This window comes from Carnobacterium alterfunditum DSM 5972, from assembly GCF_000744115.1.
GTDB lineage: Bacteria > Bacillota > Bacilli > Lactobacillales > Carnobacteriaceae > Carnobacterium_B > Carnobacterium_B alterfunditum.
In genome coordinates this window covers 2,325,596-2,346,432 of record NZ_JQLG01000004.1, presented here as the reverse complement: position 1 = coordinate 2,346,432, position 20,837 = coordinate 2,325,596, and the positions used below count along the sequence as shown (strand labels likewise).

General features: G+C 35.6%; 18 protein-coding genes. 1 reads left to right on the top strand and 17 read right to left on the bottom strand.

Annotated elements, in window-relative coordinates; all coding sequences use genetic code 11:
* Positions 1-1,230: 1,230 nt before the first annotated feature.
* The 6 genes from BR50_RS11445 to BR50_RS11420 all read right to left on the bottom strand — a co-directional run bounded on the left by BR50_RS11445 (position 1,231) and on the right by BR50_RS11420 (position 8,970).
* Positions 1,231-4,125 (bottom strand): insulinase family protein, encoded by a 2,895-nt coding sequence (locus BR50_RS11445; RefSeq protein ID WP_034548717.1) that lies wholly within the window; start codon positions 4,123-4,125, stop codon positions 1,231-1,233.
* 168 nt (positions 4,126-4,293) lie between these two features.
* Positions 4,294-5,040: a DUF3307 domain-containing protein gene (locus BR50_RS11440; protein WP_034548716.1), complete on the bottom strand. Its 747-nt coding sequence runs from the start codon at positions 5,038-5,040 to the stop codon at positions 4,294-4,296.
* Positions 5,041-5,727 (bottom strand): SatD family protein, encoded by a 687-nt coding sequence (locus BR50_RS11435; RefSeq protein WP_034548715.1) that lies wholly within the window; start codon positions 5,725-5,727, stop codon positions 5,041-5,043. It abuts the gene before it with no gap.
* A 193-nt stretch (positions 5,728-5,920) separates the two neighbouring features.
* Positions 5,921-6,696, bottom strand: a protein-coding gene (locus tag BR50_RS12665) for an IS5 family transposase (RefSeq protein WP_143298334.1) whose coding sequence is annotated in 2 segments (ribosomal slippage) — positions 5,921-6,357 and positions 6,357-6,696 — 777 coding nt in all. Because the reading frame shifts where the segments join, the coding sequence is not laid out codon by codon here.
* 139 nt (positions 6,697-6,835) lie between these two features.
* On the bottom strand, positions 6,836-8,086 hold the full coding sequence (locus BR50_RS11425; protein ID WP_034548714.1) for a GTPase: 1,251 nt from the start codon (positions 8,084-8,086) through the stop codon (positions 6,836-6,838).
* A gap of 167 nt (positions 8,087-8,253) precedes the next feature.
* Entirely contained in the window at positions 8,254-8,970 is a 717-nt protein-coding gene (locus tag BR50_RS11420; RefSeq protein WP_034548713.1) for a YrrS family protein, read from the bottom strand.
* 645 nt (positions 8,971-9,615) lie between these two features.
* Here BR50_RS11420 and BR50_RS11415 point away from each other — a divergent pair.
* Positions 9,616-10,593 (top strand): diaminopimelate dehydrogenase, encoded by a 978-nt coding sequence (locus BR50_RS11415; RefSeq protein WP_034548712.1) that lies wholly within the window; start codon positions 9,616-9,618, stop codon positions 10,591-10,593.
* Between the two features lie 316 nt (positions 10,594-10,909).
* On the opposite strand, the gene BR50_RS11410 is transcribed toward BR50_RS11415, so the two are convergent.
* The 11 genes from BR50_RS11410 to trpX form a co-directional block, all read right to left on the bottom strand.
* Entirely contained in the window at positions 10,910-11,503 is a 594-nt protein-coding gene (locus BR50_RS11410; RefSeq protein WP_034548711.1) for an ECF transporter S component, read from the bottom strand.
* Positions 11,504-11,772: 269 nt separating this feature from the next.
* The gene (locus tag BR50_RS11405) at positions 11,773-13,089 is read right to left on the bottom strand and encodes an IS1380 family transposase (protein ID WP_034546678.1); all 1,317 of its coding nucleotides are present in this window, start codon (positions 13,087-13,089) and stop codon (positions 11,773-11,775) included.
* 416 nt (positions 13,090-13,505) lie between these two features.
* Complete coding sequence (locus BR50_RS11400; RefSeq protein ID WP_178377450.1) at positions 13,506-14,366, bottom strand: MetQ/NlpA family ABC transporter substrate-binding protein; 861 nt, start codon at positions 14,364-14,366, stop codon at positions 13,506-13,508.
* 32 nt (positions 14,367-14,398) lie between these two features.
* Positions 14,399-15,085, bottom strand: coding sequence for a methionine ABC transporter permease (locus BR50_RS11395; RefSeq protein WP_034548710.1), 687 nt, complete (start codon positions 15,083-15,085; stop codon positions 14,399-14,401).
* Positions 15,078-15,815, bottom strand: a complete 738-nt coding sequence (locus BR50_RS11390; protein WP_034548709.1) for a methionine ABC transporter ATP-binding protein — start codon at positions 15,813-15,815, stop codon at positions 15,078-15,080. Before BR50_RS11390 ends, BR50_RS11395 begins: the two co-directional genes overlap by 8 nt.
* Positions 15,816-16,194: 379 nt before the next feature.
* Positions 16,195-16,713 (bottom strand): type 1 glutamine amidotransferase domain-containing protein, encoded by a 519-nt coding sequence (locus tag BR50_RS11385; RefSeq protein ID WP_034548708.1) that lies wholly within the window; start codon positions 16,711-16,713, stop codon positions 16,195-16,197.
* A gap of 81 nt (positions 16,714-16,794) precedes the next feature.
* Complete coding sequence (locus tag BR50_RS11380; RefSeq protein WP_034548707.1) at positions 16,795-17,109, bottom strand: hypothetical protein; 315 nt, start codon at positions 17,107-17,109, stop codon at positions 16,795-16,797.
* A gap of 69 nt (positions 17,110-17,178) precedes the next feature.
* Positions 17,179-17,625 (bottom strand): MarR family winged helix-turn-helix transcriptional regulator, encoded by a 447-nt coding sequence (locus tag BR50_RS11375; protein ID WP_034548706.1) that lies wholly within the window; start codon positions 17,623-17,625, stop codon positions 17,179-17,181.
* A gap of 135 nt (positions 17,626-17,760) precedes the next feature.
* Positions 17,761-18,585: an ABC transporter ATP-binding protein gene (locus tag BR50_RS11370; RefSeq protein ID WP_034548705.1), complete on the bottom strand. Its 825-nt coding sequence runs from the start codon at positions 18,583-18,585 to the stop codon at positions 17,761-17,763.
* A gap of 1 nt (position 18,586) precedes the next feature.
* Positions 18,587-19,477, bottom strand: a complete 891-nt coding sequence (locus BR50_RS11365; protein ID WP_034548703.1) for an ABC transporter permease — start codon at positions 19,475-19,477, stop codon at positions 18,587-18,589.
* A gap of 32 nt (positions 19,478-19,509) precedes the next feature.
* Positions 19,510-20,496: a tryptophan ABC transporter substrate-binding protein gene (gene trpX, locus BR50_RS11360; RefSeq protein WP_034548702.1), complete on the bottom strand. Its 987-nt coding sequence runs from the start codon at positions 20,494-20,496 to the stop codon at positions 19,510-19,512.
* Positions 20,497-20,837 lie beyond the last annotated feature (341 nt).

The following is a 20,837-nucleotide window of genomic DNA, read 5'->3' as shown; positions in this document are numbered from 1 at the left end:
ATGAACCACCAAGAAATGCTACATGAGCTTAAAAGCGTCCAAAATCGACACGAAATGAACAAAAACGCTAAAACACTACTTTACATCTACTTTGTATAATATATATTATGTAAACTAGAAAAAAGATAAAAAAGGCATAGATCTGTAACACATACTACTCCTTCTCTTTAGTTGTTAATTTAACTATTATTACTAATTGAATTATGATCTCAACTCAAACTCAATAACTTGATTAATATTTATTTTTTTGTAATGTTCTTTGCATAAATATTACTGATATTTTTAAGCCACAGCTTGTAAGATATATAGTTATCAAAATACTGTTAAACTACATTTTAATATAATTTGTTTTCTAAGCCAACATGCTTATAGATTTATTTCTACTAATTTTCTTAATTTTTATCCGAAAAATTTATTTTTACAAACTGTATCAATTTTATCAAATAGTTTAATCAATTTTCAATTTAATATATTTTCTATTTTGACTCTAAATCAAATGTTAAAGCTGCTTAAAGATGACAATTTCTTTTGGAATGTACGGGTTTGCTTTTGAAGCCATGAGGCTTGAAAACCACAGTCTTAAGGTTTTCAAGCCTCAAAAGTACCGTAATCGCTGAAGCGTTAACGTTTTGTTATTCGCATTGAATCCCATGCACGGCTACAAGCAACCCTATTCCGCCAGAATTTTTGGACTAGTCATTTAATTAATTTAATAGTGTTTAGCTCTTTTGGTATTCGGTATGACTAATTTTATTAAATATTTTTTCTAAACCGTATAAATAATATAACTGCTGAGGAGTTATATTATTTATTTTTGTTAGCTGCTTAACAAGGTTTTAATCGTTGCTCACTTAACAAAAATATATTCAATCACTTCTAATAAAGCTTTTTTATCCATTAATTTTACAATCAGCGATATATAAATATATCTCCTAATAATTCCGTAAATACTTCATATATATAAAGCTGAATGGATTCTTCTGTAGCGATTAAATCGCTTGATTCCTTTATTTTTGCTAGTAAAAAGATAATATCCTCTCGAGAACTATTTTACACCTGCGATGCTCTCTCCTACTATTCGACATAAAAAATAGGGGGAGAGAAGGTTATTTCTCCTCTCTCCCCCTACCTTTATCTAACTTTTATGCTTATTAATATTATCTTCTAGCAACTCTCATGCGCTTTTGAGGCTTATTGCACTAAAGCGCCGTGATTTCATGACCTCTTTTATTAATACAGTTCGTATACTTTATCAAACAAGTCTTTTTCGGTTTCGATTTGGCCCTTATTCCCTATTACGACCACCGTGCTCTCTTCCAATACACTGTCTAGGATCTTATTAAGCATCTGTAAGGCATTTGAATCAACCGCTAGAATCTCTTCCTTCAAATGAACCAACTCTTCACGAGTCACGCCTGTTTTTAGACGATTGAATGCGGTTAAACCTTTGCTGAAAGCTGATTTTGGCTGTTCCATGGGACTGATCGTGCCAATAATGTATTTTAATAATTCGCTGTTAGACAACTCCATTTGTGCTACATAGTTAGGCAAACCTTTATAGGTTTCTAATGTTTTACGGATATTGGGGTCACGATAAGAACTCAAGGCAAATTCACCAGTTCGTTGATGGTTATAAAGCGAACCATAAGCACCACCTTTGACACGGATCTCATTCCACAAGTAACTGTAACGAATAGTTGTTGCCAATACTTTCGCTGCGCCAGTGTAGTCAAATTTATCATTGGCATTTGAAGCAACAGCTACATAGTTCACGTCTTGAGCAGTGACATAAGCTTCATGCTGCTTCGCACCCGGATTAATGACGGCTAGTTCACCTAATTCAACACTAGGCAACTCAGAAAATGCTGCTTGTAATTTTTCTTTGACCAGTACTCCTCGATCTTTCTCACCGACGTATAAAATGTTCAAGCGATTTTTATTTAGCAAACCCTTTACTGACTGCTTGATACGCTCTGTTGCCTCTTTTGACTTATCGGATTGTAAATCAGTACGAATGTCTTTCAAAAAAAGGAATTGATCCATTCCACTGATCAGTTCCTTTAATTTGGCTGAAGATTTCACTTGACTTAAGGCCCGGTTTGCAGCTAGAACATGGGAACTGGAATTAATGCGTCGTTCGAAATTAGAAATCAGCTGTTGAGTGATTTTCAAAATCTCATCTTTATTTTCAAATTGGGTGTGGCACAAGATTTCTTGCATTAATGAGACCAGTTCCTCAAAAGAAGATTCCAAAGATTTTCCGCGTAAAACAAAATAAGGCTGCAGCTGTCCTGCTTTATCTTCATAAATATCAATCTTTCCGTAAATACCGCCTGTGTACAGATCTTTTTGACGCTGCAAAGTTTCGACATCATATTTCTCAGTGGCTAGCTTACCAAGAAGATGACTCAATAAACCCAACCACTGATATTCTTCAGCTGTAACATCTTTCAAATCAATATACAAACTAAGGTAGTCAATGCCGGAAGTGAATTGTTCAGCCTGATAAAAATGAGTTCCTTCATTAAAAGGAATTTCCGTTAGTGGATACTCTTCTACCTGTGTGCTTAAATCTTCTTTCGTCAGTGTTGGAATCTTTGCTAGATCTTCCGGTTTATCCGTCGCTTCTTGACGCTTGATCAACTCTTGTGTTTGAGCTATCATTTTGTCGATTTCTTCTTTTGATAGATTAGCTTTATATTCTTGCAATTGCTGATGAGATTTCGCTTCAAATTGATCGCTTTTACCCGGTTCAGCTTTTAAAATCACTGCAGTACGCAAAGGATTATTTAATAGTTTTTCTTTGATCAGTTGCTCAAAATACCCCCTACCTGCCAATTCTCCTAGTTCTTTCAAATAGCCCGAAAATTGCAAGTTCACATAAGGACTCTTGTCATACAACCAAGATTGATAAGCATTGATGGCATAAATGACTCCACGTGGGTTGTCTTCCGAAATAGCCGCTTCTTTCGTTTGAAAAGTAATTTTATTCAACGCTGAATCAATCAGCCCTTCGTCGATCCCTTCAGTCATTAACTGTTTTAAAGTCTCTTGAACAACTTCTTTGAATCGAGTCATCTTAGAAGCATCAGAATATTTAGCAGTGATCATAAATCCCGTTGGATAGCCAAAATCAGCAACGCCACCTATTATGTCCCCACCTATATCCGCATCCAATAAAGCTTTTTTAAGCGGTGATTGATTATTGCCAAATAAAATCTCTTCCAAAACTTCTAGTCCATACATATCCAGTACATCGTTCGGTTCAGATACATGCCACCCTAAAGCCAAATAATCTTTTCCTTCAGGGTTATCTCCTGCAGTTATTGAGTAAGTATCTTCAAATACAGCATCATCAGGAACAGCTGGTTCAAAAGATAAGTCGACTTTTTCACTCTGTTTGCCTGCGCCACTGAAATAGTCCTCTAATGCAGCAAAAGTTTCTTTTTTATCAATGTCTCCATATAAGACAGTCAGAGAATTACTTGGGTGGTAATAAGTTTGATGGAAAGCAACAAATTCTTCTTGCGTTAAACTAGGGATGGCTTTTGGATTTCCACCAGATTCGTGACGGTAAATACTGTTGGGGTACAACTGATGAGTCAAATGCTGTTGAACTTGTCTTTCAGGAGAGGCTGTCGCCCCTTTCATTTCATTGTAAACAACGCCTTTATAAATCAGGTCATCTTTTGCTGACTCTAAATGATGATGCCAACCTTCTTGCGCTAATATTTGTGCATTACCGTAAAAGTTCGGCTTAAACACAGCATCTAAATAAACACTCATTAAATGCATAAAGTCTTTTTTATTAGTAGAAGCAACTGGATAAATTGTCTTATCTGAAAAAGTCATTGCATTGACGAACGTATTCAATGACCCTTTGACTAATTCAACAAATGGTTCTTTTGAAGGGTATTTTTCAGATCCATTTAAAACTGAATGCTCTATGATATGAGCAATTCCGTTATCGTTATACGGAGGTGTCTTAAACCCAATCGTAAACGCCTTATTGGAATCGTCATTTGCTAGATAAAGAACCTTGGCTCCTGTCTCAACGTGTTCATAAACGGTTCCCACGGATTGAATATCCGGTAATTCTTGTGTCTCAATTTGCTTAAATACCATAGAATTCTCCTTTTTCTTATGCGTAATGACTTTATTCTACACCTTGTCCTTATAGTTTATAATACATAAGGGAACAAATGTTACTTTGATTATTTAAATACCAATTCAAAAGTCCAATGATTCAACAATAAGCGAATCTCAACAATTGATTCTTTTACAGCTGCATCATCAGAAAATAAAGAAGTAACTGACGATAATCAACAAAGTGCTCAATAAGGTTCCCAGTAAATAGTATTCTGCAAACTGAGGATTTTCTGAAATTTTATTGTACCGAGCAATGGACTTCGCTGTCAGAACAAATCCAATAGCAGTAAATTGATTAGCATACAGCATCAGCAAAATAAAGAAACGTTCAAAAACACCAATCAACGCCCCAGCACTTGGGATACCCTCATCTACTTGATTTTCATTGGTTGGGCGATAGTGATTCAATACTTTTTTTATAGTTACACTGCATGGCCGGATCATCACCAATAGAATCAGTATCCATGACAAAATATTTTTCATATCCAAACCTAAACTGCTTGACAAGGTTTCTAATCCTGGCATATATTCAATCTCTATATAAGATACTGTGATATAGACAACTGCCGCAAGTAATACAAGGATGTGTAACCCTTGGTCTACTAGAAAGATAGGCGTATCTTTATCATTACGAATGAAAAAGCGATTCGTAAGCAAAAATTTTAGACCATCTATCATGAAATGTAGCACTGAAATCCCTATGACCACTTTTAATAAAGACCAACTAAAAATAGGAATAATCACGCCTACCATAGTGATCAAATAAATAAAACAATGGAGCACTAATTTCTTACCAGATACTTCCTTTTCTCTCGCTAACGCAGACGATTGGAAATAAAAGTCTCCCAATATATGTCCGATAAATAATACTATCCATAAGACTTGATTCAACTATTCATCCTCCTCAATATTCTGAATTAGAAAGTGGCTAGTGTCTATCAAAGCTGTTTTATAGGTATAATATTTCGCTGTATTCAGAGCTTTGTTAACGCTAGATTGGCCAATCCCTAATTCTTCAGCTGTCTTATATTGATTTTCTCCATGCGTGAAATAAGCATACATAACTTCTTTTTGTCTAGCAGACCACTTTGATTTCAATGCTGTGGCTAGTGACAGAATAGTATTCAATAGCTGATCTGTTCGTTGGTAGCCTTCTCCGGAACAAATCATCATATTGGTCTCGCTTGTGGTATATTTATTTTCATTTCCTTCAATAGTTTCAATCATTTGCCTTGCGCGGTGGTAGGCTGTGCCATCCATCTCCATAGAATTATCTCGTTGGATCGGTGTACTGATACTGCCTAAGCCAATGCCAAATCGTAATTCAACGGGAGCCATGGCCAATTCGATTTCAAAAATAATGCTTAAAATCACTTGTTTATTTTTTAGTAATCCTTGGAAGCTGTCTCCTAAAGTAATAATGAAATTAGAAGCAATATCTTCTGCATATTTCTCATTTATTATTTTCAAAATAGAATGAAATTGTTCTTGCACTTCTTTTCGATCCGCAATTTTACGAGAGTCTTTAATATCCCCTATAATGGCTGCATATGGAGTCCCTACAGTTTGTCTGGTCATCTGATCACCTCTTTCTTTGATTATACCATAAGATTCATCTTAAAGTGAATCTTTATATAAAATTCATCTAAGACTGAATCTTTAAAGGGAACATTATTCATTAGCGCTAAATCGTTCTATGTAGTTAACATAAATAAATTATGGTTAACTAAAATGTACTGCAGAATTATTATAATTAGGTTGTGTCTTAAAACTATTTGGTTAAGAGAAAAATAGCTGCTATATATACAAAGGCTAAGTAGGACGTTGCGAGTTTATCATAACGTGTCGCGATATGACGGAAATGCTTTAACTTATTAAAGAAACACTCCACCAAATGACGTTCTTTATATAGCCACCAATCAACAGTCCAAGGTTCTTTTGTATTTTTCTTTGGTGGAATGGTATAAGTCGCATCGTGATTCGTCACATAAGTCCGAATGTCTAAAGAACCGTATGCACGATCGCCAATAACATTACTGCCTTGTATTTCAACGTGTTGAAGAACTTCAATAGCGAGAACACTATCATGGAGATTTCCACCTGATAGCTGAAAATATAATGGATTTCCTAATCCGTCTACGATGACATGTATTTTTGTTGTGTGCCCACCACTGCTTTTACCGATATGTTGCGAGATGACAGAATTTAGCCCCCTTTTTTTGCACCGGCACTCTGCTGATGCGCCGTTACAACGGTTGAATCGATACTCAAGTTTTCGTAATCTGCTTCATAATTCAACGTAATAAAAAGGGATTCAAGTAAACCAGTATCACGCCATAAACAAAAGCGGCTATAGACCGTTTTCCATGATCCGTAACGTTCTTTTGGCAGATCTCGCCAAGCAGCACCGCTTCTAGCAATCCATAAAACAGCATTGAACATTATACGATTGCTTTTAGGTGGTCTACCTGTGTGATATTCGGGAAACAGATTTTTGATTTGATTCCACTGCACATCAGTCAGCTCATAACGTTCAATACTCATCATGATCACTCCTGTTTTCTTTTATTATACCGAAAATCAGGATGGCAGTCAGTTTTCAGACACGCCCTAATTAAAAAACCAAAATAATTATTTTGGTTTTTTAGTATTTTTTGCTATTTTTTTAATTTAGAACAAACTGTATTTATGAATCATTTTTAGAATTTTTTGGCTTGATTAACCTTTTAAATTTACTTAAAAAATAATCTTTTTTTGAATCGTCTAATTCTAAGTTTTCTTTTGGTAAGTCAGTTGTTATATCAATTTTTTTATCGATTTTAGAACCCTTTTTTAACCGTTCTTGAAATTTTTCTCTCATTAAGATTTCAATATTTTTAAGATCAGGGTATTTTCCATCTTTTTCTCCTGCAGCTATAATTGCCAATACCTCAATATAGCTCATAGAAAGAGCTGTTGTGATGACTGCAGCTGTTGAACCACTAATGAATCCTCCAACAACTGTACCAGCACCAGGTATCAATTTTATAACATTAGAAACGATGTATCTTCCTGCAAAAGTTGCTCCCCCAGTCCCTCCTATTGCTGCTACAAGACTTGCAATAGTAGCTTTATCCATCGAGATACCAAAAATAGCCGTAATATGAGCCAATAAAGTTACTTGCATAGGTACCAGAACGGATGCGTCAGAAAAAGGTATCGGCAAAAAGCCAACCCCAAAGGATGTTCCAATATATCTTAACGCCCAACTGCGTGCAGAATTAGCTTTTCGAGCTATATCCACTTGTTGGGCATTATTAAAAGCTTTTTTTGCCTCTTCCGGTATGATCTCAAAACTTAATTCAAGCAATTCTTTTAAGCCAAATGATAAAACTGAATAGTCTTCCGTTACTTTGAAATCTTCAGCCATAATAGATACAACACCATAAATTGGCAAATTCAAATTTTCAATATACTCTTTAAACATGGTCGCAGGCTCACCAATAGACTGAGTTAAAACAATAACAACAGGAACTTTCTCACTCAATTCACTGATCAGTTCAAGTTCTGTAGGCTCTATACGAGAAGAATTGGCATTGATACAGTAATAAGCAATATGGATCTCTTCCTTAACGCCTAATTTCTTGTTTTCTTTAATAGTATCAAAAATTTCATTTTTAATTTCATTTTGTACTTCTAGACTCAATTCCAATCCCCTAGTATCATATAAGACCATTGGGACTCCATCTTTAGAAATCCGTCTTAAATGTTTCGTTATGGGCCTGCCGATGCCTGTTAAAGCTAGATTTTCTCTAAAGACGTTATTGATCAGTGTACTCTTTCCCACTCCTGTTTTACCGATTACCAGCACATTGACGGGATTCATTTTTTTTAGTTCTTCTTCAGTTTTGTTTAAAATATCTTGAACTATATTAAGATTCTTATCTAAATTTTTCATAGCGACCCTCCTTTTATTTTCCAACTGTTTAACGCGGTCTTCTGTATCTTTATATCTTATTTTACCATTATCTTTATCTTGAAGAAATGAATACGTATCTACCAATCGTTATCGATCAAAAAACCTAACTGCAAATGGATTCACAGTTAGGTGCTTTTTTTGATTTCTTATCGTTTATCATTTTCTTCTAGTTGTTCTACTTTCGTTGGCTGCCATCCTTGACCGTCTACCCAGTTTAAGTAGACGCGGTACGTTTTAGTTTGGTCTTTATCTGAGACAGTTGCTACTACCTGCCCTTCCCCACTATTTTCAACCCACCATTCGATCATATTTGCTTCACTCAAATCGGTTGCAACTGCAGCAGCTTTTTTGATTTCGATACGGTCTTGAGAACCATCGCTGAAATTAGTTTTATGTTCTCCCTCTTGCTCCGTTTCTACTGGTTCCCAATCCTCAGTATAAACTTCTTCTACATTTTCATCAGTCGGTTCAACTTCTTTTTTCTCAACAGACTCAGCTTTCTCGCTTTCAGATTCTTCGCTTTCTTTACTTTCGCTTTCTTTACTTTCGCTTTCTTTACTTTCAGATTCTACTGATTCGCTCTCTACTGATTCAGAACTACTTTCAGAACTATCTTCAGAACTATCCTTAGAGCTTTGTACATCACTTTGGGTTGAATCATCACTATTTTTTATGATCATGCTAGAATTATCAGTTGTACTTTCTTGTGGCTTATCTCCTCCACTGAAAAGCGACATTATCAATAATATGATTACGATCAAAGCTGCAATCACTACTGCAAACGTCAATATTTTTACCGTTTTTCTTTCTTTATCGTATTTATTTGAACGAGTACTCTTTTTATTATCCTTAGAATTCTTCATGTTGATTCTCCAATCTTTTCAAGTGATTTTTACGCTGTTTTCAGTATTTCCAAAAACTACTAATTCAGTATACCATTGAAATGGATTAAATACGTTAAGCTAGTATTACCATTCTATTTCGTTTTTAAGTTACTTTATTTCTAACTGTTATTTACGTTCAAAAAACAACCCTTAAAGATTGTTTTTAATTGAAAAAGATCGCTACACATGCTAGAATATGAATGAAAAGAGAGATATGCGTCAACATACCCCTCTTTAGGATAGAACCGTTAAAGACGGCAGCTACTATAGAACATAATACAAAAAGTAATCGTCCTACTCGCTAAAGCTTAGACGGTTACTTTTTTTTGTCTGATGAGATTTTTAAAACAAGAGTTGCAAAAGCTAATGCAAACATCAGAGTTTCATAAACACTCATGGGTTTTCCTTTCTAGGGAAAGCCCAAACAAAAAACATCGGCATCACCCCATTTTAAAAGAGTTAGCCACCGTCTTAAACTTTTCTACTTTTTAAATTGTACCATAAACAGATGTGAAAAAGAACGAATGTTTGTTTTTTTATACTCACCTTATTGGTTTATTTTTCATTATCTATTATACTAAAAGCGAACGATATAATTTCAAATACAGATTGGAGTCAAAAAAAATGAATCAAAAAATTCGTATAGGCTTAGTCGGCTACGGTAATATTGGCAGAGGGGTTGAACTAGCGATCAATCAATTTCCTGATATGGAAGGAATCGCTGTCTTTACGAGACGGAATCCAGCAGAGGTAAATTCCGTACTTCCTGCAATAAAAATCGATGATATTTTAAATTATAAAAATGATATCGATGTATTGATTTTATGTGGTGGGTCAGCTACTGACTTACCACAGCAAGGACCAGAATTAGCAAAACATTTTTCAACTATTGATAGTTATGATAATCATGCAAAAATACCTGCCTATTTTGAAGATATGGATAATTCTGCTAAAGAAGGGCAAAATGTCAGTATTATTTCTGTCGGTTGGGATCCAGGTTTATTTTCAATCAACCGTGCATTATTTGAAGCCGTTCTACCCGTTGGACAGACTTATACTTTCTGGGGTAAAGGTTTAAGCCAAGGTCATTCTGATGCGATTCGTCGCATAACTGGTGTCAAAAAAGGGGTTCAATATACCGTCCCATTAGATCAAGCTTTAGAAAAAGTTCGTAAAGGACTGAACCCTTCCCTTTCTACACGTGAGAAACATATACGTATTTGTTACGTTGTTTCTGATGAAGGAGCAGATCAATCAAAAATTGAACAAACGATCAAAACGATGCCGAATTACTTTGAACCTTACGAGACCGTTGTTCATTTTATTGACGAAGAACAATTTGAAAAAGACCATCAACAGATGCCTCACGGTGGATTTGTTATCCGTACCGGTGAATCTGGAGCTGGAAGCAAACAAAAAGCTGAATTTCAACTTGATTTAGAAAGCAATCCTGAATTCACCTCTTCTGTTTTAGTTGCCTATGTAAGAGCCGCAGTTAAGTTTAAAAAAGAAGGAAAAACCGGTGCTTTCAGCGTACTAGATGTTCCTATGTCCTACTTGTCAGATAAATCACCTGAACAACTAAGAAAAGAACTGCTATAAAAATAAGACCCTTTAGAAGAGTTTATTCTAAAGGGTCTTATTTTTTTAGGATCTATAATTTTTAGTGTTGATAAACTCAATCTAGTTGCATTACTTACCCAAATTCTGGAGGAATAAGGCTGCTTGTAGCTTAAAATGAAGCACTGTGGGCAAATAACGCCCAAGGTATCATGTTTGTAAGCTGCTAAAGCAGCAACAACCATGACAACTTTTGGTTTTAGGCTTCAGGCGTTCCCTCGGCTCTCCACAGGCAAACCCGTCCATTCCAAAAGAAATTTTTTTGAAGCATCCACACCATTTGATGTAGAACCTTTTTTTATTTATTGGTACTGAATTTCTTCAACGAGCGTGCGATAATAGGCGCGATAATGGCAGCGGCTATTGCTTCACCGACTCCATTTGTCAAAACAACGGTTGCCAATACTCCTAAAAGATTCGAATAATCAACTTCTATAAGTGAGGCATAAGCTTCACCATATATTACATAAATCAAGCCTAAAACCATAACTGTATTTGTTAATGACGCTAAGACCGAGGAGACGATCATCGCTGTTGAATCTTTAGAGAATCTTTTTTTACACACGTTATACGCATATCCAGCCACAAAACCTACCAGAATTCGAGGAATGATTGCAATAATTGGATTCCTCCATAAAAAATAATCAAAAGGCGAAGCAGGCATCGTAAAAGCCTTTATCATTCGAGTTATTCCCCAAACAGAGCCAATGATCATACCATCTTTTGTTCCAAGTGTAATAGATACTACAATAACTGTAATATGAATGATCGTAGGATTTAAAGGAGGGATAGGAATATATCCCAGTAATGGAACGAAATTTTGAATAATAATGATAGCCGTAAGAATACCTAAAATAGCGGTTCTATAAGCACTCCTATTTTTTTGGTACACCGTAACCCCTTCTTTCTATAAAAAAATGCACTTCTCTTGTATTCACTGTTATTTTACATTATTTTGTTAAGCCTGAATGATTCATACTTTTAAAAAAAATAATAATTGGTGCATTTTTCACTTCTTTCAGGTCATTAGTTTGTTAGGTTTACTTATTTTACTTCAAATTTCCAAGTCACTCATTTTTTTGTCAGAAAATTAAGATTTTTAGGCATACTAACCCCTTGAAATTAGCCTTTTTTTTTAAACTATTCCATTAGGTGTGAGTGCTACTGCCATTTGAAATGCTGAATATTCCGCAAGATTTTATGGAAGAGTTCATGGTAAACGTGATAGGAACTGAGTTTTAAAAAGGTTTTTCGTCCAGAATGAACAAGTTTACCCGCTACTTTAAATAAGAGCAAACGAATAGTTGAAACTTGAAAACCTTTGGTTTCTTTCGTAAAACAAAGAGTACGCATAAAATTGACGATGTTGTAAGCTAGTACACTCACCATCATACGTGCATGATTTTCTAAAAAACGAGGACTGTTGGTTTTATCGAAATAAAATCCATTTTTGGCCTCTTTAATGTAATTTTCCATGGTGCCTCTTTTAGAATAGGTTTGAAAGACCGCTTCTGCAGAAAGGTTCTCTGATAAATTGGTTATGATAAATTCATGTCGAGCAATCAATTCGGTTGCTTCGCGCGTAGATTTAATACAAATTCTTCGTGGATGTGTCCAGCTCTTAGCTTGATAGAGTGTAGAAGCGTAGTGAACTTCTTTTTTATCCCAATCCTGCTGGTCATTTATAGATACAAATTGCTCAGCGATTTTTCCTAAGTTGCGATTCGATTTCAATCGAACAATATAAAAATTTTGACGTTTTTCACACAGTTCATATAATTCAGGAGTTGCAAAACCACTATCTGCACGCACTAGAATAGAACTTACAGGTACGGTTTCTTGGTAATGGTCAAAAAGTGGTCGGACAAAATCTGCAACACCATTGGATGTGTACACATTACCAGAACGAAGTTCTGCTTTCAAAAAGTCGCCAGTCAGACCTTCAAAGGCAACAAGTGGATGATAGCCATTCGTTTGGTAATGGGCATTATAATTCGACTTCTCCTGATTGCCAAAGGTATCCGAATGTGTTGAGTCTAGATCAAAAATCATTTCAGTTGTATTACGAGCAGTACGTACTTTATCAATCAGGATTTGATTGACTTCTTGTAATTGGGAAATGTTTTCTTGACTTAACCGATCCCATAAACGAGAAATAGACGGTTGTGAAGCGAGTTGCTCTTTAGCTAATAGACTCTGGAAAATGGGATCTTTTGATAAAACGTCAGCCGAAGAATCCGTTTGATATCCAGCAATCAATTGAAAAAGGATTTGTTCAATAATTGAATGATTAGCATGGTTATAGTAAAGTCGATCATCGTTAATAGTGAGGGTTTGTTTCAAAATGTTAGAGAAATTAATGGTGTGCATGAATTCCTTAACTAATATCAATCCGGAATCTGAGGATAAATTACCCCCAGAGTGAGATACCGTAATGTTTGAATTGAAAAGCAAACGATTTTCATGTAAAGTTGCCATAGAGAGAACCCCTTTCTTTGGTTATGTTTAGTCGCTTTAACCATAGCAGATTGGGGTTCTTTTTGCACACCCAAAGGGTGCTGAGAAAATTAACTCAAACTAGCGTTATAACAGCTTTTCCAGAGCGTTTTAGAAAAAGTATGAATTATTCAGGTTAAGAATATCATTATAAATTTCTTTGCTTTTTAGTACCTTTAAGTATTGAATATCCTATCAATTTTTGGAATCATATCTGTTTTTTATCAGTCCAATAAAATAGTCGATCCATACTCCAACTTGTTTAGCCATAAAAAAAGAAAAAGACTCAAGGCTTTGAACTTCAAAAATTAGATTTCACTCAAAATTTTGAAGTTCAACCTTAAGAATTTTCTATTTATTTTATTACTTCAACATTGTCAGGTACGCTATCCTAAAATTTACTCACCAGGGTCAAAAGCTGGCTCTAAGTGGCCCTTTTCTGACAGTTCATTTAGATAGTCATGTACTTCTTGTGAAGTAAAAGCTTTAAGTAGGGCCTGGATCTCAGCTGATTTTTGGTTATCTTCGCGTGCGATCAATTGCAAAGCAAAAGTAAGATCTTCTTCGTCTTCTAATAGCAATGCGTCTTCTGTTGTCAATCCGATACTTTCAATGTAGGTAGGATAGTTAAAAACTAATTCTACTCCGTCTTCATAAGCACTTGTCAAATTCAATAGGTCGATGTGCGTAAAAGTAAAATCATGTGGATTTTCTGTTACATTTTCTACAGTTACTTCATATTTGTTCACTTCAGGGTCTAACGTAAGTAATTCATAATGCTCTAGTATTGCTAAAGCACGCGCTTCATTAGTAGAGTCACTTGGAAGAGCTACTTCTGAACCATCTTCAATTTCATCGATTGAGTCATAAACGGGTGAATAAAACCCAACAACCGGGTTATAAATAGTTTGAAGTGCCACTAAATTACCATCACGTTCTTCGTTGAATTTTTCCATGAAGGGTTCATGCTGAGCAAAATTGGCATCTACTTCATCATTCAACAACGCCTCATTGTATTGGATATTATCCGATACTTCTACCAACTCTACTTTATACGGTTCTTCAATAACATCTCCAGCAATCTCAACGATATCTGTCATCGGCGGCAAATGTGAAGCAACTTTGATCACAATTTCTTCTTGCTCGGTTGATCCTTCACTTGTAGCGACTTCACCTGAACTGTCTGAATCTGAATTTCCTGTACCACATGCTGCTAGCAGCAATGCTAAACTACTTAAAACCAATCCTTTTTTCAACATAACTAACTCTCTCCTTTAAAATATAAAATTTATTATCGTTTATCTAGTTTCCGAGCGATTTGTAGTCCTAACCACTGCATAAGGACTACAAAAATAATAATAATAACAATTGCTGTATACATAATGGCTGTTTCATACCGCTGATAACCATAGCGAATCGCAAAATCGCCAATCCCTCCACCACCGATCACTCCCATAATTGTTGAATAGGAAATGAAACTGACAAAAGCCGTTGTAAATCCAATCAGTAATGAACTTCTCGCTTCGACGTATAAAAATTTCCATACCAGTTGAGGCATAGTCGCTCCCATTGAATGAGCCGTTTCTATCACACCTTTTGGTACGTCAAGCAGCGACTGCTCAACAAAACGTGCATATAAGACAATTGCAATAAGCATCATTGGAAATGAAGCAGCAATTGGATCACCTGTTGCCCTTCCATAAAAGTACCGAATAGCGGGCTGCATAGCTATCACCAATAACAAAAAAGGAAAAGAACGAATGATGTTAACAAAGATATTTGCTGTCCGGTACAGAAATTTATTTTCCATCGGCTTTCCTCTGGCTGTTAAAAAAAGCAAGGTTCCTAATGGCAGCCCAAGTAGGATAGCTGCAACCATTGCAAAACCCATCATTATCCCCGTCTCATAGAGACTTTCAATCAAACTTGGAGCATAATCAATGATGCTCTCAAGATAGATTTCTAGAGCATTAGGCATCTCCTAACACCTCCAAGGCTCGCTGGTGATACGTTTGGAATTCTTTCTGTTCCTTTTTACGTTTCACTTGAATAGTATCGATCAGTTTTCCCTCTTCTATCACTGCAGCACGAGTACATAATTCTTTAATAACTTCTAACTCATGAGTCACGATCACTACGGTCATCCCAAATTGTTGATGAGCTTTTTTCAAAACATCTACGATTTCTTTTGTAGTGCTTTGATCTAAAGCTGAAGTTGGTTCATCACACAATAAAATAGTTGGACGTGTGATCAGTGCACGAGCAATACCAACACGCTGCTTTTGCCCACCAGATAATTCAGCTGGATAACTGTGCCGCTTATCTTTTAAAACTACAAAGTCCAACACCGTTTCCATTGGCAGAAAATGTTTGTAATCATACATTTCTAAAGGCAAATGGATATTTTCTTCAACTGTCTTGTTGCTAAGCAAATTAAATTGTTGGAAAATCATGCTGATCTTTTTTTGATGTAGTCGCAATTCTTTTTTTGTCAATTGTTGAACATCTACACCATCAACTAGTACTTGTCCGTCATCCGGTTTTTCTAAAGCGTTGATAAAGCGTAACAAGGTTGATTTTCCTGCACCGCTTTCCCCGATCACCCCAAACAATTCATTTTTTTCAATAGATAAACTAATATCATCTACAGCCTTTAATACACCGTGTTGTCCATTGAATTTTTTGGAAACACTTTTTAGTTCAATCAATTAAGGGCACCATCCTCTCGTTATAAGCTTTTCTATGGTCATTAAGATAGAAAACGATAAAAGAAATTGTTACTACCTGCTAAACCATAAGACTTCGCAAAATCGTTTTCTTTCACACAAATGCAAGTATAGATTTTAAAAAAAATAGAAGCAATGAAACGTGAGATTCTAGAGTGATTTGAAAAATTCTACTGATAAAAAAAAGATCAAAACATTGTACTAACAAGGTTTTTTATTTATTAAATCTTTTTAAATAAAAACAATATTGTTTTTATTGCTTATTTTGTTCATAATCCCCTCTATGTTTATGAAGCTTTTCTGCACACAAAAAAGACTAGGAACAATTCCTAGTCTTTTTAATCTGTTATGAGCAACTCATTTATTTAAATGAAGCGATGTATTGTTTCATATATTCAGGAAGATCAGGAGGTCTGCGGCTGGAAATGATGTGCCCGTCTGTTATAGCCGGAACATCATGCCAAATTGCACCTGCATTCGTCATATCATCTTTTATCCCGGGAGTACTCGTAACGTTTACACCGTTAAGGATACCTGCTGAAATCAATACCCATCCGGCATGACAGATTTGTCCGATTGGCTTCTTCTGTTGATCAAAATATTGAACAAATTCAATAACCTTAGGGAAGCGTCTTAATTTGTCAGGTGACCAACCTCCAGGAACTACAATACCATCATAATCTTCTTTAGTGATTTCTTCAAAACTGTAATCAGAAGTTACAGGTACGCCGTATTTCCCGTGATAAACAGTGTCTTTCTTTTCGGCTACTAGATGTACCGTCGCTCCAGCTTCTCTTAAGCGCAAAACAGGATACCATAGTTCTAAATCTTCAAAATCATCACTGACTAAAGCAATAATTTTCTTGTTTTCTAATGACATAGCTATTCCTCCTTAAAATTTTCAGTTTATTTCTAAATGTAGTTTATCAATTCTATGTAGGAAGCGCAAATATCGCGCACCTTAAATATGCTCTTCGGTAAACTCTTCTATTAGCTCATGAACTGGTTCGCTGCCGTAATCGTTGATAAAATCCTCTAAGATCCCTAAAAAAATACTGCCTTTTTTAGCTGTCCCATCACTCTCATCTTCAAAGAAACGAATAAAGTAATTCTGATGATTTTTATAACCATCTACAAAACCAAGGCTTTTTATAAATCGATTTTCTTCTACTTCAGCTTCTAACTGAATGTCTTGTTCTTTTAACTCTTCACTCTGACTAATGATAAGCTCTATTAAATCTTCTTTTGATAAATCATTAAGCGTTTTGGGATCCATTTAGTCAACTCCTTTGTTTACTTAATTCACTATGATTGTAAGTGCTTTTTACCTAATTGTAAAATTTTGCTACTTCACTAATTGAAAGGATTGGATACTCCTGTTCACTCTTCCCATTAGTACAAGTAAAAGTTGTTTTTCATCTGCTGGCCAGCTTTTAAAAATCAAGCTATAGGATTTTTCAAATTCAAATGAAAAAGCGAGTATGAGCTGTCGTGATTCAGGAGTTAGAGAAAGATACATATACCGTTTATCCGTTCCAGGTTCCTTCGTTAAAAAGCCCTTTTTTTCCAATTGCTTAACTTGTCTACTTAAAGTAGATTTATCTAAATCGGACTCATTTACCAATTCATTAAGCGTTATTTTTTTATCGTTAATAAATGACATGATAGAAAAACCTGATTTAGTGATCCCATATTTAGCAAGTATTTGTTTTTCTAATTTCGAAAAATGATGATTAAATTCACTAAACCGCTGAATCAATGAGTGCATTGGCATTTCCGATTGATTATCCATCGAAACCCTCCTATATCAGTATATTTGTATATTGCAATCAATATACATGTATTATACAACTATTAGCCTGGAATGTCTATTAAACAAAAAAAACCAAGGATTTCTCCTAGGTTTTAGATTTGTAAAACTTCTTATTTAGCGACTTAATAAAAGTTCATCTGGTAATTGGCCAGCTCCATTTTCTTCATCCGTAGCTGTTTGAAAAAGAACCAATACATCTGCAACTGTTAAGTTCTTTTTCTCCTCGCCAGATATATCTACAATAACTTGTCCGGCATCTAGCATGATCAATCGATTGCCGTATTTTAATGCATCATTCATATTATGAGTAATCATTAAAGCAGTCAATTCTTCTTGTTCGATTCGTTTTTGAGTGATTTCTAAAACAATTTTAGCTGTTTTAGGATCTAGGGCTGCAGTATGCTCATCTAACAATAAGAGTTCTGGTTTATTCATAGTAGCCATTAAAAGAGCAATAGCTTGTCGTTGTCCACCAGATAACAATCCCATTTCGCTGTCTAAACGATCCTCTAATCCTAAGCCTAATTCAAGTAAACTATTTTTGAAATATTCACGTTCTTTATCGGTCGTCCCTTTTCGTAGAGAACGTTTTTTCCCCCTTCGATAAGCAATAGCCAAGTTTTCACCTACAGTCATTCGAGGCGCTGTTCCCATTACTGGATCTTGAAAAACGCGTCCGATAAATCCGGCTCGTTTTTCTTCTTTCAAGGTAGTCAAATCTCTATTTCCAAGCATGATAGTTCCTTGATCGATCATAAAATTTCCTGCAATACTATTCAGTAAAGTCGACTTACCAGCTCCATTACCTCCAATGATAGTAATAAAATCCCCTTTTTCTACTTCTAAGCTTAACTGGTTTAAGACCGTATTTTGATTGGCGGTCCCTTTATTAAATTGTTTAGTGATTCCTTTTAAAATCAGAACGGGTGTAGAACTCATATTACAACAACTCCTTTTTTTGGAAGAAATTCAAATTAAATCGAGTACGGATACTAGGTAATGCAAGAAATACCGCTAAAATGACAGCTGAGATAAGTTTCAAGTCATTCGGTTGTAATCCCATTAATAATACAAACATGATGATCAACCGGTATATGATGGCTCCTAAGATGACACATATAAGGCGATTAACAAAAGATAAGTTTCCAAAAATAACTTCTCCAATAATAACTGATGCTAAGCCGATAACAATCGTGCCTATACCCATACTGATATCAGCATAACCATTATCTTGAGCAATCAAAGCGCCCGCAGCAGAAATCAAACCATTTGAAAGCATCAGACCTAATATTTTCGTTTGATTTGTAGAGATCCCTAATGAACGTGCCATTTTTTCATTATCTCCAGTAGCGATAACAGCTTGACCAAGTTCGGTTTTAAAGAATAAAACAAGTAACACAATCAGACTAGACACAAGCACGATTCCCATAAAAATGGTATCAAATTGGCTTGGCAAGTTAAATCGAGTGAAAAAATCTGTTAACTTTGCTTCTCCGAGTAAACTTAAATTAGCACGACTCATGACCCTTAAATTTATTGAATACAGTCCGGTCATGGTCAATATTCCAGCTAATAAACCTGGAATGTGTGCTTTTGTGATCAGGAATCCAGTAACTGCTCCAGCCAAAGCTCCTATTACAAAAGCAATAGCTGTTGCAGTTAAAGGATGAACCCCTGAAATAATGAGTTGAGCACATACAGCCGCTCCTAAAGGAAAAGAACCTTCTGCAGTCATGTCCGGTAAATCTAAAATACGATAAGTAATAAAAATGCCTAAAGCCATCATTCCCCACAATAACCCTTGTGCTGTAGCGGTAACAATTAAATCCATTTGACTTCCTCCACTCTTGCTAATTGATTTGTTTATTCTGCTTGTTTCGCTTGTTCTAATAGTTGTGTCGGGATAGTAATACCAAGTTGTTTGGCTTTCTCTTGATTTATAATGATTTCCCCTTCATCTAAATAACGAATAGGTGTCGTTGCTGGATCTGACTCGCCGTTTAAAATAGCCGCAACCATTTCTCCTGTTAACCGACCTAATTCATATTGATCTAATCCAACAGTAGCTAGTCCACCTTCTTCAACCATCGTATCTACAGCTGGAAAAATAGGTATCCCGTTTGAATCAGCAGCAGAAACCAATGTCGTCATCGCGCTAGCTACTGTATTATCGGTAGGTACCCAGATAGCATCTACTTGTGAAGCTAATGTAGCTCCAACTTGTGAAACATCATTTGTAGATGAAATAGTCATCACTTCAATATCCAGTCCCATTTCTTTCGCGATCTCAATAGCTTGATCCGCTTGAACAATTGAATTATCTTCACTAGATGAATACAAAATACCAATCGTTTGAGCTTCTGGAAGAATCTCTTTGATCAATGAAAATTGTTCTTTTATCGGTGTTAAATCACTCACACCAGTTATATTTCCCCCAGGGGCTTCATTACTTTCAACTAATCCTGATCCTTCAGGGTCAGTGACTGCGCCTAACACGATCGGTATTTCTTGTGAGCTATTAGCCAATGCTTGTGCGGAAGGAGTAGCAATACCAACCATAACGGCTGCCCCTCTGCTGACGAAGCGAGTACTCATCGAGTTTAGATTACTTTGATCTCCTTGAGCATTTTGAAAATCTAACGTCATTGTTTCTCCGTCAATATATCCAGCGTCATTTAATGCATCTACCGTTCCTTGATAAATAAGATCTAACGCTGGATGACTAGTGAGTTGTAAAATGCCAACCATTGGTTTAGCTTTTTTCATCGTTTCTATTTCATTTGAAGAAGTAAAAAATGCAACCGTTAAAATTGCCGTCAAACCAATAATGAACCCAATCATTTTTTTCATTTCTTTTTATCCCCCAGTAATTATTGATTTTTGTTAGATTTTTTCAATAAAATCGCCATCGCTTCTTTTCCATTTCCCACACCTCTTAAATTAGATCAATAAAAAAACAGCTGCCACAAAAGATACGTGGGAGCTGTTTTTTGCAAAACAAAATCCACATAGAAATAGAATCAAATATTCTCTCTATGTGGATCAGAAGTCTATTTTGTCTTCAAATAAACCAACATAGATACAGACATTCAGTATACTGAAGGTTGCATCTATGAGCGTTCTCATGGATCAACCTATCTATCTTGGCTTTGCCAACTGCTATTCAATTGTACATTATAAGAAAAGTTAAT